General features: G+C 52.1%; 10 protein-coding genes. 6 read left to right on the forward strand and 4 right to left on the reverse strand.

Annotated elements, in window-relative coordinates:
- Positions 1 to 239: 239 nt before the first annotated feature.
- Positions 240 to 1,478 carry a molybdopterin-dependent oxidoreductase gene (locus P8N76_11550; GenBank protein ID MDG2382297.1) on the forward strand — a complete coding sequence of 413 codons (1,239 nt, stop codon included), beginning with the start codon at positions 240 to 242 and terminating at the stop codon, positions 1,476 to 1,478.
- A gap of 632 nt (positions 1,479 to 2,110) precedes the next feature.
- Here P8N76_11550 and P8N76_11555 read toward each other — a convergent pair.
- Entirely contained in the window at positions 2,111 to 3,316 is a 1,206-nt protein-coding gene (locus P8N76_11555; protein MDG2382298.1) for a sialidase family protein, read from the reverse strand.
- Positions 3,317 to 3,572: 256 nt separating this feature from the next.
- Entirely contained in the window at positions 3,573 to 4,997 is a 1,425-nt protein-coding gene (locus P8N76_11560) for a DUF3748 domain-containing protein (protein MDG2382299.1), read from the reverse strand.
- Between the two features lie 503 nt (positions 4,998 to 5,500).
- Between P8N76_11560 and P8N76_11565 the strand changes: the two genes are divergently transcribed.
- Complete coding sequence (locus P8N76_11565; protein ID MDG2382300.1) at positions 5,501 to 5,899, forward strand: hypothetical protein; 399 nt, start codon at positions 5,501 to 5,503, stop codon at positions 5,897 to 5,899.
- Between the two features lie 265 nt (positions 5,900 to 6,164).
- Here P8N76_11565 and P8N76_11570 read toward each other — a convergent pair whose 3' ends face one another.
- Together P8N76_11570 and P8N76_11575 are read right to left on the reverse strand one after the other, a co-directional pair.
- The gene (locus P8N76_11570; protein ID MDG2382301.1) at positions 6,165 to 8,726 is read right to left on the reverse strand and encodes a sulfatase-like hydrolase/transferase; all 2,562 of its coding nucleotides are present in this window, start codon (positions 8,724 to 8,726) and stop codon (positions 6,165 to 6,167) included.
- Positions 8,727 to 8,982: 256 nt separating this feature from the next.
- Entirely contained in the window at positions 8,983 to 10,020 is a 1,038-nt protein-coding gene (locus tag P8N76_11575) for an SMP-30/gluconolactonase/LRE family protein (GenBank protein ID MDG2382302.1), read from the reverse strand.
- 422 nt (positions 10,021 to 10,442) lie between these two features.
- Between P8N76_11575 and P8N76_11580 the strand changes: the two genes are divergently transcribed.
- From P8N76_11580 to P8N76_11595, 4 genes are all read left to right on the forward strand, one after another.
- Positions 10,443 to 11,411, forward strand: coding sequence for an RluA family pseudouridine synthase (locus P8N76_11580; GenBank protein MDG2382303.1), 969 nt, complete (start codon positions 10,443 to 10,445; stop codon positions 11,409 to 11,411).
- Positions 11,412 to 11,620: 209 nt separating this feature from the next.
- Complete coding sequence (locus P8N76_11585) at positions 11,621 to 12,439, forward strand: methyltransferase domain-containing protein (protein ID MDG2382304.1); 819 nt, start codon at positions 11,621 to 11,623, stop codon at positions 12,437 to 12,439.
- Positions 12,440 to 13,188: 749 nt separating this feature from the next.
- Positions 13,189 to 15,927: a DUF1592 domain-containing protein gene (locus P8N76_11590; GenBank protein ID MDG2382305.1), complete on the forward strand. Its 2,739-nt coding sequence runs from the start codon at positions 13,189 to 13,191 to the stop codon at positions 15,925 to 15,927.
- Positions 15,924 to 17,279, forward strand: a complete 1,356-nt coding sequence (locus P8N76_11595; GenBank protein MDG2382306.1) for a DUF1552 domain-containing protein — start codon at positions 15,924 to 15,926, stop codon at positions 17,277 to 17,279. Before P8N76_11590 ends, P8N76_11595 begins: the two co-directional genes overlap by 4 nt.
- The last annotated feature ends 207 nt before the right edge of the window (positions 17,280 to 17,486 follow it).

Raw genomic sequence — 17,486 nt, forward strand, 5'->3', positions numbered from 1 at the left:
TGGTGATCCTGGAAGGAGGGCTGATAAGCAGGGCGCGTCAACATCGCCTCATCTTCTCGATGTTTGCCGCAAGTTGAATGCCACGCCGTTTGTGGACGTTGCCGAGTTTTCATGAGAGTACCTGACTTCTCGCTGAGCAGATGAATCAGATATTCAGGATCCCCTCTGGCTTGGTCGACGGCCGTAAATCGAAACGAACTTGTGATAGAATGTGAAGCCATGAACGATGCACAGCGGGTGTGTCCGACGACCTGATCGACGGTTTTGGCGCGACTTACTTCAAACGAGAACTGGGTAAAAATTGGATGAGCATTTTAGATATCACCCGACGAGAAATGCTGGCTGCTTGCGGCAGTCTCGCCTTGTCTACCGGATTGAACCCTTCGAGCGTCATCGCCCAAGATGCTACACGCAAGGATCTGATCTTTCGCACAACCGACCCACGAAATGGTGAACCAGAACTGAGCAAGCTAGTCGAGTCTTGGCTCACCCCGACCTCGCTGTTCTATGTGCGTAGCCACGCGCCCAATCCGGTGATCGACCCGTCGAGCTTCAAATTGGAAGTCACAGGGATGGTTCGGCGCCCGATGTCGCTATCGCTCGACGACTTGAAACGATTCGCTACCAAGACGACCACTGCGACACTCACATGCGCCGGCAATCGACGCATCGAATTTAACAAGGAAGGCAAGGTCGGCGGTGTGCAATGGGAAGCCGGCGCAATTGGCAATGCAACTTGGGCCGGCGTCTCGCTAGCTGACGTGCTCAAATTTGTGGAAGTAGCTGGCGACGCCAAGCATGTTTGGTTTGAAGGCTTGGACGAGATTTCCAAAGGAGGCGATACGATACCGTTTGGTGGCTCCATTCCGATGCAAAAAGCCATCGTTGGCCAAGGGGCAGCCGCCCCCCTGTTGGCTCATACCATGAACGGTGCTCCCTTGACGCCCGATCATGGGTTTCCTTTGAGAACAGTTGTCCCCGGCTACATTGGGGCTCGCAGTGTGAAATGGTTGGGAAAGATCGTTGTGAGTGATCGTCCATCGCCGAATCACTACGTGGCAACCGCGTACAAACTTGTGAAGAAGACGGATCCGCTGGATTGGATGGAGTCGGGTCCGATCTACCGCTATCCGGTCAACGCAGCAATTTGCTCTCCGCCCCTTCATTCAACCGTCGCAGCTGGAAAGGTGGAGGTTACCGGTTATGTGCTGCCAAGTGGGCGGCCAGCATGTAAACCGAAATCCGTGCTTGTTTCTAGTGACTCAGGTAAGAATTGGGTGAAGGCCGAATTGACGGGGAACGATGCGGAATTTTGTTGGCAATTGTGGAGAACTCAAATCAATGTGACCGACTCGACCCGTCAGTTGATCGTAAGGGCTACCGATTCATCAGGAAGTTTCATGCCGGCTCGCGTGCCCTGGAACGCGAAGGGTTACCTGCAAAACTCGTGGTACAAACTGCCGATCAAAGTCGGTTGATGTCGTGCATGGCTGAATCACGGTGCATGGCGGAATCACCGAGCAGGCGATCGGGCGGTGGCAAGCCACGGAAACGCCGGTTGGAAAACCTAATTGCATGCACACTGCAAAGGTGTTACCCGATTGTGGCCGAAGCCGTTTTAGTCCCAATACACGTCGTCGAATTTCAGAGTGTAGAGCTTTGCGTCACCGCGAAGTTCAAACTTCACGCTTACCGGCGTTGCAACGTACTTGTCGATCTTGACCCGATCGACCCATTGGATAGATTCTTCGATTTTCAGGCCACCCCTTAAAGGTTTGCTGGTACTGATCAAGTTTCCGGTGCGATCGAACAGGGTAACCACGACAGTCCCAGAGGAAACATCACAGCTGACGTTCAAATTTTCACCTGGCAGGCATATCTTGTGCGACTAAACATGGCCCTTGGTTTTGGGGTCAATCAGTTGGTAACCGCTCTGGGAATCCTTTACCCGATCGTCACTGATTTGGGAAATTAAAGCGTTTTCTACCGACTTGACGATAGGTGGTGTTTGCGACATTTCATAATCATGTCTTGGAGGTAAGACGAATCGATCGTCAGACGGTCCAATGTTCGTTCTGTTATCGGTGTCGGGTACATCGCTCTGAAATGCCTACTCCCCAGCCTTTTGATCGTCGGGTTGAAGTAACCATGCCATGTTGAATCGTGCCATTCCACCTTCCAGGCTTCGGAGGTAGATAAAGCCTTCACTCGGCGTGCCTTTTCTACCCTGAGTCATCCAGGAATAGTTGCCGGGCCCTGCTTTCACCAACCGATTAACGGGCCATGTTTTTCCGCCGTCGAAGCTGACCCAAACATTGATGTTCGCGCGATTCTGTTTTTCTGGCAGACTCGGATCAGGAGCGCTGAATAGAAGTATGTCACGGTCGTCACGGTCGATTCTCAGCAGTGCCGCTTTACAACCATACATGTCAGGCGGACCATCGAACAACTCATCATCTTCGTGGCAATCTCGCCATGTTTTTCCGCTGTTGTCACTGTAAGCGACCCAGCGATTGCCTTTCCTCGTATGGGTGCGAGAATTGAAATAGATTGTTCCATCACGGAGCTCTACCAAACCTGATTCACCTGTCCCGTCGATTGGGAATGGCTCGCTCGAAAACCAGCTCTTTCCGTGGTCGTCGCTGTAAACCGCATTGGTATAGCCCTTGGCTTCATCGTGTTTGTTGTAGTTAACCATCACGCGAGCAGGGGCCAGGAGACGACCTTTGTGGGGGCCATACTTGATCGTAATACCAGGGTCACAGGCGGGATTTGGATTTGTCAAAAAGCCTCGCGAGTCTTTCTTGAGTTCAACCTTCTCAAGCTTCCATGTCTTGCCATGGTCCTTGCTCTTGTACATGTAGGGTGCCGGATGAAGGGCGGTCATAAAGAACATGATTTCGCCAGTGTTTTCGTCAACGACGCTCGTGCCCAGACTGGCAAAGCGGAATTTTTTGTCGCGGCCCCATCCCTTGCCATCGTACGGGCCAATGCCGAGCGCTTTCCAATCTAATTCGATGTGGTCACCGATGAACTGCCGGTCAGACCAGGTCGATCCACCATCTTCCGAACGTTTGACATAAATCTTGTCGCCGTTGTCGTTGCCTTCGACAATGAATATCAAGACGGTTCCATCCATGGTGACATCCATTGGGCCATGAAAACCCCCTTCATCTCGAAGCTCAAAAAACGGCACAGAATCGCGTTGGATTTGCTCTGAATCTTTCGTCTTGGTGTCCGCGACCACGCCGGTTGCAAAGGCGATTACAACGAACGTTGCCGAAATGACGAAACGGTTTCTTTGCGGTCGTGACATAGATTTTGTATCTCAATCGTTACATCGAAAGGCGGATTGTTATGCAAGAAAAAGGCACACAGGCTTCTACCATCGATCGAACATGACATTCGTTCGCGGGTGGCTGGTGAGGCCGATTGTAGGGGAACTGATTCGCGAAAATCAAGGGATTCGGACTTTCCCTCGCGGTGAGCTGAGCGTCGCTCGGCTCTGCGTCACGTTGCCGATTTGCAATGTGCTGGCTCCGCTGAGTACGGAATTCGATGCAGAAAATAGGTCACGGTCGTTTCGCCAAGGCGGCCTGAACATCCAGAACAAAGATCTGATTCCACGCCTGCCCGTTTTCCGATACGTGGCGCAAAGAAGCGATCTTCGTTCCGTCCGGTGAGAACACGCATGCCTCGGGTCTGATCGGCCAACGCCCCGTCTCAGTCAGCCGAATCGTCTGGCCAGAATCCGCCAGCGTGACGCAAACCGATCCATCCATCGTATGGGCGATGAATTTTCCATCGGGGCTCCAACTGAACGCAGAACTAATCGGTTGCAGATTGTTTGTCAGTTGTTCCGCTTTTCCTCCGTTGGGCGAAACAGTCCACAACTGGGCAATCCCATCGTCGGATTTCATCAAGAACGCGATCTTTGATCCGTCTGGTGAACTGCGCAACCAATGGCGAACACCTTGAATACCGGGATGCTTGCGGTCGGCTGTGAAAGTGAGTCGACGTTGTTTCGTCCCCTTGGGTGGCTGGGGTTTTTGATGTGGCGTTCCTTGGAGTGGTCCGTATTCAGACGCTTTGCTCACCTCCTCAGGTAGATCGACAACAAATATTTCGGAAATCGTGTCACCCGATTGTGTCAGCACGTTTCCCTGAAAAGCGATCGCCTTCTTTTGTCGACCGCCATCGGTACGCAGGTAACCGTCGGTCCCAATCCAAGCGTCGCTGAAGGCGCGAGTAATCTCGTCCGAACCGGGGTGTGGATTCGACGTGGTGCGCGTTACAAGCACCGAGAAATGGGAGCCAGCGTGATTGCGAGGATGTGAGTGTTTCGGTACCACGGATCGTACCGGAACACTGACTCCGACGTTTCGCTGATTTTCATCGTATTTTTGGTTCGCATCATGTTGCTTGGTTCCCGAATCGACATTCGACAACACGTGGTCTTCATAGGTGAAAGCAACCCATTTTCCGTCTCCACTAAATGTGTGAACATGCGAGCCGCCTCGCAGTGCGCCGGACGTGAAAGGTGCGACGATATCTCGGGCATCAAGATTTTCGTCTGTGTCCGGTTGGTCGGCGTGAACGATCACGCCGCGACGATGGAATGCGGCATACTGCCAATCGTCGTCTGGATTTTCCGGGCCGTGGATGAAAACGACACGATCGTCAGTCGGGCACGTTGTCGCAACTCCGCAATTTGCCTGGTTGCGAGATTCGAAAAGAATCTGGACTTTGCCCGAGCTGATATTCACGCGTTCGATCCTCTGCCCATCGAACATGTCTCCCGCCGGATCACTTCGCACGTCGTACGTAATCCACTTGCTATCGGGCGACCAAACCCCCGTATTGGTCAAGATGTGTCCGTGAGACGCAGATGTGATTTGCTTTTCCACCGGGTTCTCTGCAAATGATGAATTTATCAAGACACTCAGGCAGTAAGTTGTCCAAAGCAGTAACCGGGATAAGCGGAGTTTGACCTTCATTCCCGGAGCCTATCGTCTGGCCGAGCACAATTCAATCACAGAAGTAAGTTCCTTGAACGAAAAATAAGCCTATTTAGATAACTGTAAACATTTTCATATCCTGTCCTTGATCCACGGTTTCTCTCTACTTTAGTCTGTTGACAAAGTCGCACCCATTTGGTCAGCTGGGAAAATCGCATCGGGTTCGTTCCCGCCAAACTTGTTTGGATTCATTCGGCTTTCCGCGCGATTCGGAGCTTGATCAGGTTATTACCTTACTCAACCCATGCGCGGGGACGTTCACGCAACGATGATCAACACCCGTGTTTTGAACCGAGGCGGACGCGGTGTCCACAGTCGAGCCGACGGCTTCCCTGGGGGGCGCTGACAGGAAGCAGCCCATCATTTGACAAGATCAATGAAAAAACGGTAGTCGCTGGTAAGATGCGAAATAGCAGTCGTGATCACAAAGATCGACAGGATTCTCTTTCGGTAAGCGGATTCCTCCTGAGGATTAAAATGGAATGACTAAGTACAAGAAACCAATTTTTGTTCTCGTCATGGTGTTGATTGGCGTCGTGTTGACAGTTACTTGGGTTGAACGTCCCAAACGCATTCGGCAGGAGTTCGTCGGTCATCTCTATCATGAGAGATACGATTCAGCGGCTTTGATGCTCAGCGCACCTTGCGTAATCGGGTTGGAGCCCGATGGGAGCTTGACCCTAGTCGACCAGCGGGGAAATTCGACGGTTGTGCCGGCGACGAAATTGCCGTTCAAGGTAGGCGGTGGCGACCCGCAACGGCCCGGTGACATCTCGATGACGGCACTCGGAAGGAGTACGAACGGAATTCTGCATACGCCTCCCGTCATCATCTACCTGAGCGTTGACGGCGGAAAGATCCGCATCGAGAACGTGAATTGAGTTTTGCCTCGAACTGGCAAGGGCGGTGACGATTGATCCGTCGAATTCGTGTTCGGGAGTGACCTGTCCGTCGTTGCTGCGATGGGTGGGAACCATTGGGCGGCTGTTGCGGTGGTAGAAACGTACGGGCCTTGGCGGGGTGATTTTGTCACGCGGAGGGTTTAACGGGTCGACGGAAATCGTTGGTCGTTGAAAGTGAAGTCAACCGTGGATCCCTCAAGGAAATGCTCGGCTTTATTTTTTGACCGGTCGGAAAAAGAGCAACTCAATCGAGAATCGACAGCGTCTCAACCCAAATCGGTCCTTTTCCTACCTCGTACTGTTTGATCTTTGTCAGAGCACCGGACTTCTCGATTCGATAGGCGCCCAGTCGAGCATCACCCTGACCCGCCACGTACAAAAACTTGCCAAGCTTGTCGATCGTAAATGATCGTGGAACGCGTTCGCACGGATAGTGTCCCGTCATCTTTAACTGACCCGTTTGCGAATCGACGGTAAAGCCGACGATGCTGTCTTCTCCGGTCGCTGCGCCCCGTTCGGTAATGTCGCGGTTAGACACGAATAGAAAGCGGGCATCCGGAGTGAGATGCAGATCGGCGGTCGTGATGCGACCATCGAAGTCTGGCGGTTGGGTTACGATATTTTGAATCGTTGCAAGCGTGCCCTGTTCGGTGTTCCATTCCCAAACACCGACGCCGGGCTGTTCTCGTTCGTTAGTCGTGTAAGCCATCGACAAATTGGGATGAAAGATTAGATGCCGTGGTTGTTGTGCATCGTCAACTGCTGTGGGGCCGCGGGCAAACGGTGGGTCATGCGGTGCCGAACTTCCAACTTGCGCCGTGAACTGGTTAATGAAGACCTTGTTCGGGCCGGTTGCAGGGACCAACAGCCAGTGGTTGTCGGGAGAAAAAACCGTACTGTGGGCCTTCTTTTCGAGCGTCAATGCTTGGAGCGTGACACCGCGGTAAATCGGATCAATCTTCCAGATCGACGCCTTTCCCGGACCGTAGTGGTTGCCGGCAAGGAATTCGCCGTTGTTGTCGGTCATCAGATATCCGGGTCGAAAATGAACTTTGGCTTGGTTGACGATTTTTAGTTTGCCGCCATGTTCGATTTCCAGCGTTGCAAGGGCGGGCGAGTTTTCCTTGGGTCCTGACGACGTCGCGACGGCATACATCAACTTTCGATTGGGGGCGAAAGTGAACGGCCCAGCCCCATCGAGCGGCAGTTTTTGCAGAAGAGTCAGTTCGCCATTTGCCTGGTTCAGCTGGAACACCGAGATCTGATCACCTGCGGCCAGATATAAACGCTGCTCAGAATCACGCGGATCACCATCTCGCGGTACCGGATCGGGGTTAGGCATGTCCCTTAACACCGAAGCCAGACGCTCGCGTGCGTTGCGACTCGCCTCCGTATCCTCAGGGGTGAGGATCGGTTGCTGTTCAAGCTTGTCGTTGGGTATGTCGTAGAGCTTGCCGTCGCCGTAGAGCTTGTATTTTTTGTCGCGAACGAAGCGGATCTTTCTGAATTGGTCTTTGTCCCATCCTGGACGCGGGTCGTAGTGACAGAAGACCCACGGCCGAATTTGACTTGGATTTCCAAACAACTGGGGGTAGAAGCTGATGCCGTCCAGCTTGGCTGCGCGGGAAATCGATTGACCTCCCGCTTCCATGACCGTCGGTAGAAAATCGGTGGAATCCACGAGGTTGTCGTTTAGACCTGGTTGAATTTTTCCTGTCCATCGGACGATCAAGGGAACATGCGTACCCGCATCCGTCGTGCGTCCTTTGCCGCCGACAACCGGGCCGTTTCTTGTTTGTGAAGTGATTTTTTGGTGAGTTCCGTTGTCGCTGTAGAAGATAATGAGGGTGTTTTCGCTCAGCCCCAAGTCGTCGATCTGTTTGACGACACGTCCGACACAGTTGTCCATGTACTCGACCATGTCTGGAAAATGACGAGTGTCTTCTGTTGAGTGAGCTGCCTCGTCTAGCCAGTCCGCACTGTCGGGTGTGGGCACGAACGGTCGGTGCGGCAGCGCCATCGCATAGTAGACAAAGAACGGTTTGTCATCGTTCTGTTTGCGTTGGATGAAATCGTTGATGAACTTGACCCAGTGATCCGGCCCATATTCTCCTTGGAGTTCCCTGGTGAGTTGGCCGTTTTCGAAAAAAGTGGGATTGGCGAATCGCGAGCCTTTGTCTTCCGTGTGACATGAATGGAAGAGACTGTACTCATCGAAGCCCGCGTCCGTGACCTTCATTCCCTTGCCGCGACGCAGATGGGAACCGGGATAGCTCGGCGGGTCGTAACTCTGTAACTGCCATTTGCCCGCGATGCAGGTGCTATAGCCCGCATCCTGCATGGAGTGACCGATTGTTTTTGCTTGCGGATCGAGGATTCCGAAGTAACGCCAGTTGCGGTTGTTATACAAGCCGGTCATGAGCTGGACGCGCGTGTTCGTACACAAGGGTTGCGCGTACGCGTGGTTGAATCGGACGCCCTGTTTTGCCAGACGGTTAATCGAAGGTGTGCGGTAACTCGTGCCGCCGTAACAGCCAATTCCCTCAACACCCAGATCGTCGGCCATGATCAAGATGATATTCGGACGATCAGCCCTAACCGGCGACTCCAAAGCGTCGAGGCAATCGAAATGCAACTTGGCGTTCGAAGTGGCTTGGGGATTAATCGTTCGACGCTCGCCGATCTGGATATCAGAATCGCGATCGATCTCATTTTTGCCATTCTCGAAAATTCCAGTAGGCTGGACGACATCACCAGCAAAACAGGCGTTCGCCAGCACGAAGAGTAAGAGCACGGTTAGTTTCATGATCCGAGTTTTTTTCCCGAGGATGGGTGTCAATACTTATCGTACACGAAGAATACTTTGTTCACTTATGCAAAAACACTTCTCGTACTGATGCACTTTGAAGCGTTGGTTGAACTGCAGGGTGCGACAATGCTAACAAGTGCCGGCCGAGTGGCTATGCAAGGATCGTACCGCAAGAGGTCATAGAGTCGCCCGTCACCTTGCGATGACCGTTATGTCTTTTACGTTGTCTCATGGCAACACACCGGCACGGCGGTCAGTGGGCCGCCTCGGACAATCGATTTAGCTTCAATCGAGCCAAGGAATGGTGAGTTGTGAAATACATGAACTGTTCATTCGGATCGAAACAGAGATTGGTGACCGGTTGATCCAACCGAATTTGAGCAAGTCTTGCTCCTTCATTTGAAAGCAGGTGAATTCCGCCGGGGCCTGTTACGAACAGGGTCCCACTCGTATGAACCTTCATGCCGTCCACAACGCCCTTGTCCTGTTTACGAAAGGGGCCATCGAAAAACAGCTTCCCTGCGTAGTCGTCGGTCGAGAATTGCATGATGTGGGGGTTATCGTCTTCGGCATTACCGACATAAAGACGCTTGCCATCTCGGGATAACGCAATCCCATTTGGACGATTCATTTTCTGGGTCACGAGCGAGACTTTTTGTGAGTCGGCGTGGTAATGATAGACGCCCTGAAACGAGAGTTCTTTATGTCGCGTGTCGAATACGACTTTGCCTTGTTCGAAGTTGCTGTTCGCCAGGTCGAGATATCCACCGGGTGGATCGGTAAAGAAAATGTCACCGTTCTCGGCGATGGTCAGATCATTCGGGCTGTTGAAACGCTTGCCCTGAAAATGCGACGCGAGTGTGATAAATTCGGGGTTTACCTCGCCTGGGTTGATCAACTTAGCAATCCGGCGATCGCCGTGTTGGCACAGCACCAGGGATTGCTTTTGATCGAAAGCGAGACCGTTTGCTCCGATCACTCCGTTTTGCAGGGACGGCGCAAAGCCAGTGCGTCCACTGGGAGTCAGGTAAACCGAAACACCCGATTTTTTGCTCCATTTGTAGACCGAGTTCGCTGGGATGTCGACAAAGAGCAGGCAGTCTTCGCCGACGTGCCAGACAGGCCCCTCGGCCAGTTGATGTCCATTGGATAAAATCTCAACTTGAAGATTAGCAGGGAAAAAGTGTTTTGCGGCGGGAGCGTAGAGTTCGACCGAGGCAGTTTCTTCTGCTGTGGCTGCCGTACAGATTCCGACCAGTAGCAGAGAAAAGCAACGAAACATTAGTATCATGAGTGTCTCCGTAATCGCGGCAATGCACGTCGAGTGACCGATTGGAAGGCTGATTGTCGCATGGTCTCCCAACGAACAACAGAGGCGGCCAACGTAGGAAACGGCCTGAACTTACTTTCAACGGAACCGTGTTTTGCACGAAATCAACAAATCAGTAGAACTGCGATCGCCGGCCATCTACGAATCAACCTGTCGCGGGATTTGCCAGCTTGCGTGAATCAACGCAATGAAATCGCGAGACGCAGCCTTTGTCGCTCTAGCCTCAAGAGCCTTTGTTTCCTCAACTCCTGCTTTACCACCCAGACGCTGGCCAGCCCAAGTAAACTTCAATCCAGCAGCGAATTCGATTCCGACAACACCGCGATTTTGGAAACAGCCAGAGGTGGATACCATATCAACCCATTTTTATTATTATTAGATTGATGCAGCCCATTCATACATTCACGATTTCCGAAGACAAGCAAATGGTCTTGGCGGCGATGCGCGAACATCTGCCCCATGATCCGTCCTGGTCGGCAGTCAAAAAGATTCAACGTACTCGGCGCGTTTCGATTGGAGGAGTGCTTTGTGTCGACGAAGGCCGACGATTGGCGAAGGGTGAAGAGATAACGATTTGGGACCATCCCTTGCCACCGCCTCCAACGGACCAAGATGTCAACATGCGATTCATTGACTCGCAACTGGTCGTGGTTGAAAAACCGGCCGGGATGGTGACACTGCGACGAAAGTCAGATTCAGACTGGTCCTGGGCGCGAAAAAATCTGCAGCCCACACTGGACGAGTGCGTGTCTCGGATGATCGCTAAGTATGCCGCGAAGAAAAATGATTCCAAATATAAGCGACGAGGATTTCTGCGATTGTTGTCGGTTCATCGGATTGACCGTGATTCAAGCGGGTTGATTGTGTTTGCACGTAATCAGGAATCCCAAACCAAAATAATTCGACAGTTTGCCCAACACGACGCCGTACGGAAATACTTGGCGTTGATCCCTGGATCCATCGCAGATCAAACGGTCGCGTCGCAGTTTATTCGGGATCGTGGCGACGGATTACGAGGTAGTACCACGGACACAACGATGGGTGAACGGGCCGTCACTCATTTTAAAACCTTGCGAAAAATTGGTGCGTATAGTGAATTGGAGTGCCGACTGGAAACGGGACGCACTAACCAGATCCGTATTCATCTTGCAGAACTTGGGCACCCGATTTGTGGAGATATCAAATACCGTGGCCCGTTCGAAAAGCCGCAGGTAGCCGACGACAGCCATGTCCGACGGATGGCTCTGCACGCGGCCGACTTGCGTTTTGAACATCCGATCTCGGGAGACCTCATCCAGTTTCAAACAGAATGGCCTGAGGACATCCAACGGTACCTTGCTCAATTGGCTTGATTGTCAAAATAGCCGCGTAAGCGAATTGAAAGGTAACTTATCGGAACTAGTTGCGTGGTCAGATGGGTTAGCCAAGGTCGGACTGATTGCCTGCGTGCAAAAACCTCTCCCGCATAAAAATACGCTTCTGAGGTCGGTTCGCCGCAGTCCGACTCTGTGGGTTGAAGCCAAGACCTTTTTATATTTTCGCAGGACAATAGAATTGGGTCATGCTTGAACTTCGTTGTACCGTCCGGAACTGTCGCCAATCGCTTGTTCACTCGGAAGATCGACTTGGCTGTGCTGCGGGTCACCATTTTGACCAAGCCAAAGAGGGCTATTGGAACCTTACTCAGCCGCAGGATAAGAAGTCGACAAACCCGGGCGATAATCGAGAGGCTGTGTTCGCCAGACATCGCTGGCTTGGGCGTGGTCATGCGGCCGGATTAGTGACGGCCCTCAAGTTGTGGATTCCCGATTCCTCTCCACAAATGCGAATTCTGGATCTTGGCTGCGGGGATGGTTCCTTCGGCCCCTCGATGTTTCCTGATCAAGCCGCCAAGTTCTGCGGTATCGACCTTTCTAAACCGGCCATGAAACTTGCGGCGAAAGGCTGGCCGGAAGCCACTTGGGTTCTTGCAAATGCAGATCGCGGTCTGCCTGTTATGGATTCAAGTGTGGACTGTGTGCTGTCTTTGTTTGGGCGGAGGCCCGTGGCTGAAATCAAGCGAGTGCTAAGTGCATCCGGTTGTTGCATTGTCGCAGTGCCTGCCGAAGACGATCTGATTGAGCTTCGGGAGGCGGTGCAAAAGGAAGGCACGCATCGGAGTCGAGTCGACGCAATTGTCCAAGAGATGAATGACAACGGGTTGCTCTGTGCCGAACAAAAGCAATGGCGAACGAGGATCGAGATCGGCCTCGACGAAATCGAAGACGCATTAGCGATGACCTATCGAGGGCGGCGGTGGTCGGAACAGAAACGAATTGCTTCGATCAACGCAACGAAGGTGACTCTGGCTGCCGACTTGATGTTGTTTCGTGGGCAATGATCGGTATCTGTTTCATCAGAGCACCGGCGGGAGCAAATGGCTGTATAGGAATATCTGTCAGCGTTCTTTCAAGCCCGGTTGCGATTTTGACGGGCTCAACTTGAAGAAAACGAAAAAAGTATCCTCAGAATAGGCTAGGCCCGGGGATGTGGATTGACCCGTTGTTTTCGCCAGCAGACCGTAGGATATTCGAGATTGATGAATTGAGCAAAATCTGAAATGAATCCAGCCGTCTGAGGAAATCGCTTTCCAATCACGATTTTTCGGAACACGCAGGTCGACAGGACCTATTACTTTTAAGGCAGGGCTACTTTTAAGGCAGGGCACTGATCGTCGAGCCAGAGTTTTTGTGCAGCCCACTAAACCAGATAGGCTAATTTGCGATTTCTGGATCCGAGATTTGGACAAAGATAGATCTACCCTTTATTGTTGAAACGTCATCGTAAATTGACGAGTTTGGCGATGTTTGCTAACGATTGTTGTCAGGCGACATTAGCTTAGTCTGACGAGGCTGGCCCGACGCCCCATCGAAATTTCAATCGATGAATAAACGATTTTTGTTACGATTTATCAGACGAAGCCATTAGGTAGCTATACGAATCCGGAACAGCCCCTCTCAGCATCGACTTCGGTTTGCCATACGATTAAGGCATCGCGCCTCGATGGTACGACCCATTCGAACATTGCGAAACGGCGTTCCAGTTGCACAAAACACCAAATCCCTCGGGGATGATGGAATATCACGGTCAATGACAACGACTCAACTCAAACTTGTCCAACGATTATTGATTGCGATATTGATTGCGATATTGATTCCCATTTTGTTTGCCGGCATCACCCTTATGTCTGCGCCCTCGGCAAAAGCTGCCGTCCAACAAGAGGAGGATGAACGGGACCGCGAAGAGCTGGACGAAGAGGACGAAGAAGAGGGCTTCGAGGAAGAAAATGGGCAACTCGAAGAACTCTTGGAAATCCGAGAACACCTTGCGTTCGACCTTGAGGAGCTTGAGTCAACGGCGACGAGATTGAAGAAACGCATCGCGATGATCGACGAGTTTGTCGCGACGGTGAAAAAGCGGGTCTCCATTGAAAGACAGGTGGAACAAGCCGAAGACGATGGCAATGTTGCACGGGTGGAAAAACTTGATCTTGAACTCGAACGGCTTGAAATCGAAATTGAGAGTCGGGAGCAGATCATGGAAGCCGAGTATGAACTCTTAGAGATTGAAGAAGGTCTACGGGAAGCACGCGAAGAAGACGATGAAGCACGTATCGAGCTGCTTGAACGATTAAGCGAAGGCTTGCGTGAAGTTCAAAAAATAACCAAAAAACTCATGCCCATCTATTTAAATGGTCCCGAGTCAGCCGAGGGGCCCTTGGAGCAAGAACGCGCCAAGATCCAGACGAAGCTGGAAAAGGTGTTTCGCTCATTTCAAGTTTTAGAGGAATTACGCGAAGCGGAAGAGGAAGCCGATGAAGAACGCATTGACGAGCTCGAGGAGAAGCTTCAGGAATTGCGACGTGGCATTGACGAACGCCAAGAAGATTCGCCGCGGGCAGAGAAGAGTGAAAAGAATGCGTCCGTTGATATTCCCAACCCGATTGTGGTGAACGAGCAAACGCTTGCACCCTATGTTCAATTGGATATCCAACGCGATGTGGCACCCCTGCTGCGCAAGTATTGCGTGGACTGTCATGGGAATGATTCATCTTCCGGCGAACTGAACTTGGAAGCATTACTCACCGAATCGCCTATCGTCAAAAGCCGAGAAAAGTGGATCAACGTGATTGAGCAAACCAAAAATCACGTGATGCCGACGGAAGATGGACTGCAGCCGGATCTGAAGGATCGTAAGACGATTGTTTTGGCGTTGCATCATGCCATTCACAATTTCGACTACAGCGATATTCGCGACCCAGGGTTTGAAGCGACAAGACGTTTAACGCATCGCGAGTACAGCCACACCGTTCGCGACCTTTTTGGAATTGAAATCGATGTTGTTGACCGGTTCCCTGATGATCTGACAGCGACTAGCGGTTTTGATAACAGCGCAAATTCGCTGTTTATTCAACCGTTGCTCATGGAACGATATATCGGGATCGCTGAGTCCGTTGTGATGGCGGCTTTACCGTTAGAAATTGAAAGTGCGGAGCAAAAAGCGACTCGTAAGCGTTTCTTTCACACTCAGCCAAGCTCGCCCGCGGAAGCCAAAAAAGCGGCGACCGAGCTGTTCGGGAAATTTCTATTGCGAGCCTTCCGACGTTTACCAAAACCAGAAGAAGTGCAACGCTATGTCCAGCCGATCGTTGCGGCCGTGCAAAGCGGAACAGACTATGAATCAGCCGTCCGAGCGTCATTGCAAACGGTTTTGATTTCGCCCAGCTTCCTGTTGCTTAGCGAATCGGTGCGAGCGGCAGAATCGGAACCCTATCGAGCCGACGATTGGGAAATCGCAAGTCGCCTTTCCTACTTTTTGTGGGCTTCGATGCCCGATGATGAATTATTCAAATTGGCGGCGGTAGGACGCCTTCGCGATACGGCCGTTTTGAAGCAACAGGTCGCCCGCATGATCGCTGATCCTCGCGCTAACACGTTGGGATCGGTCTTTGCCTCACAATGGTTGGGTTCTCAACACTTGGGCGTTCGTATGAGACTGGATCCGATCGACAATCCATGGTGTACGGAATCGCTGATGGCCGCGATGCGGGATGAAACGTCGATGTTCTTCAACTATCTTGTGCGACAGAACCGACCGATCTCGGAGTTGGTTAACGCCGACTATACCTTTCTCAATCAGGAACTGGCTAAGCTCTACAATATCCGGGGCGTCAAGGGTCCGCAAATGAGATGGGTTAAGCTCGAGGATACCAAACGTCGGGGCGGAATTTTTGGGCAAGGAAGCTTACTGGCTGTGACTTCGGTACCGCATCGTACGAGTCCTGTGAGTCGCGGGCATTGGATCTTGGACAATGTTCTCGGAACACCGCCTCCCCCCCCCCCACCGAATGTGAGCGAATTTCCCGAAGAGATCGAAGAAAACCGGAGTCTTTCTTTCCGTGAAAAACTCGAGCTCCATCGCAGTAAGCCAAACTGTTACGCTTGTCACAGCCAGATGGATCCGCTCGGTTTCAGTTTGGAGCAATACGATTGGTTTGGCCGCTATCGAACGCGTCGTGGTCAACGACGAATTGATCCGACGGGCCGGCTTCCCAACGGCACCGAATTTCAGGGACTGGCCGGCTTGAAGCAAGTGATTGTGGAACAAAGACGTGACGATCTAGTACGTCAAATGTCGCAAAAAATGTTGTCGTACGCACTCGGAAGACAACTAGAATATTACGATGAACCCGCGATTCGCACGATTGTTGCCAAGGTGATGGCTGAAAACGATCAGATGCAAACATTGCTGCAGGAAGTTGTTCTCAGCTACCCATTTCAATACAAGATGAATCGGCCGAATCACGTGGCTACAACGGAGAAACCATGAGTTTTCACAGACCGATCAATCGTCGTACCATGTTGCGCGGCGTTGGCGGAGCAGTCTGCTTACCGTTGCTGGACGTGATGGGATCGCAATCAGCGATGGGTGCGGCGAAAGTCGAGAAGCCGGTCAGGCTATGTTATCTCTATTTCCCCAACGGCGTCGCACACGGTGCCTGGAAGCCAGAAAAAGTTGAATCGGATGGCACGCTGGCGACCTTGAATCGATGGATGAAACCGCTGGAGCCGTTCAAGTCGGACATTGTCATTCCACGAAGAATTTGGACGCCCCGTGGAAATGGTCATGGAGCAGGAACGGCCACTTGGTTGACCGGGCACGGTTACGATGGTCGAAAAATCAACGCGGGTGGTGCGTCAGCCGATCAGATTGCTGCACGAGCTACGGGTAGCAAGATGTTGTTGCCGTCGCTCGAACTTTCCATGCGTGGTGAAGGATTCTTTTCCAACAGTTTGGTCCGTAATACGATTTCGTGGTCCAATCAGTCGACGCCGGTTCCTCGAGAAACGGAACCTCGTGTGGTTTTTGATCGAATGTTTCGTGTTGGCAACAGTGCCTTGTCGGGCCAATCGGTCTTGGACGCAATCTTAGCAGACGCTCGCAGCTTGCGGCACCGGATTAGTACGGATGACCACCGTAAATTGGATGAGTACCTCGAGTCGGTACGCGCCGTTGAACGAAGGATTCAATTCGCGGATCGACAAGCCCAACGCGCGGCAGAAAACCCGGAACTAACGCAGCGTTTGGTTCGGCCCAACGCGGGAATTCCCCAAGACTATCAAGAATACATGCGATTGATGCTCGACATGATTACGCTGGCCTACTGGGCCGATGCAACTCGAGTTTCCTCATTTATGCTTGATCATGGACAAAGCAACCGCTATTTCAATTTCGTTGACGGAGTCCAGGGTACCTGGCACGCTCTATCCCATTGGAAAGATGCATCGGGTGATACGGAAGACGATGACGGTATCACATCATGGGGCTCGCCTGAAGTGAAACGTGATCAATACAACTTGGTCACGGAATGGCACCACCGGCAAATCGCCTATTTTCTCGGCCGCCTAAAACAGATCAAGGAAGCAGACGGCAGCTCGCTGTTGGATAATTCGGCCATCGTCTATGGCTCTAGCCTTGCCGACGGACACGAGCACTCTGCGAAGAACCTTCCGGTTCTTGTGGCCGGTGGTGGCGGTGGTTCGATTCGGTCGGGCCGCGAAATCCGTTTCCGTCGCGACACCAGCATGTCGAAGTTGCATCTGTCGCTGCTTCGTATGGTTGATCCGAAAATCGAAAGGTTCGGTGAAACGCAAGATGCGATGACAGAGCTTAACGGCTGATCGGACAATCGGGCAGCAAGCGGATACGATCGCAATGTGGAACGTATTGGATTTGACAGCTTCCATCCCTACGCCTTAGCTCACTCTTTCTTCAAGATGACGACAGCTGCGGAACACATTGAATTTCCTGTTCCGCTCATGGGGAAAGTATTAACGACATCCCATCCCTCAGCTAAATGCTGGTTCAGCTCGCCGAGGGCGTTCTCG

The organism is Pirellulaceae bacterium (assembly GCA_029243025.1).
Taxonomy (GTDB): domain Bacteria; phylum Planctomycetota; class Planctomycetia; order Pirellulales; family Pirellulaceae.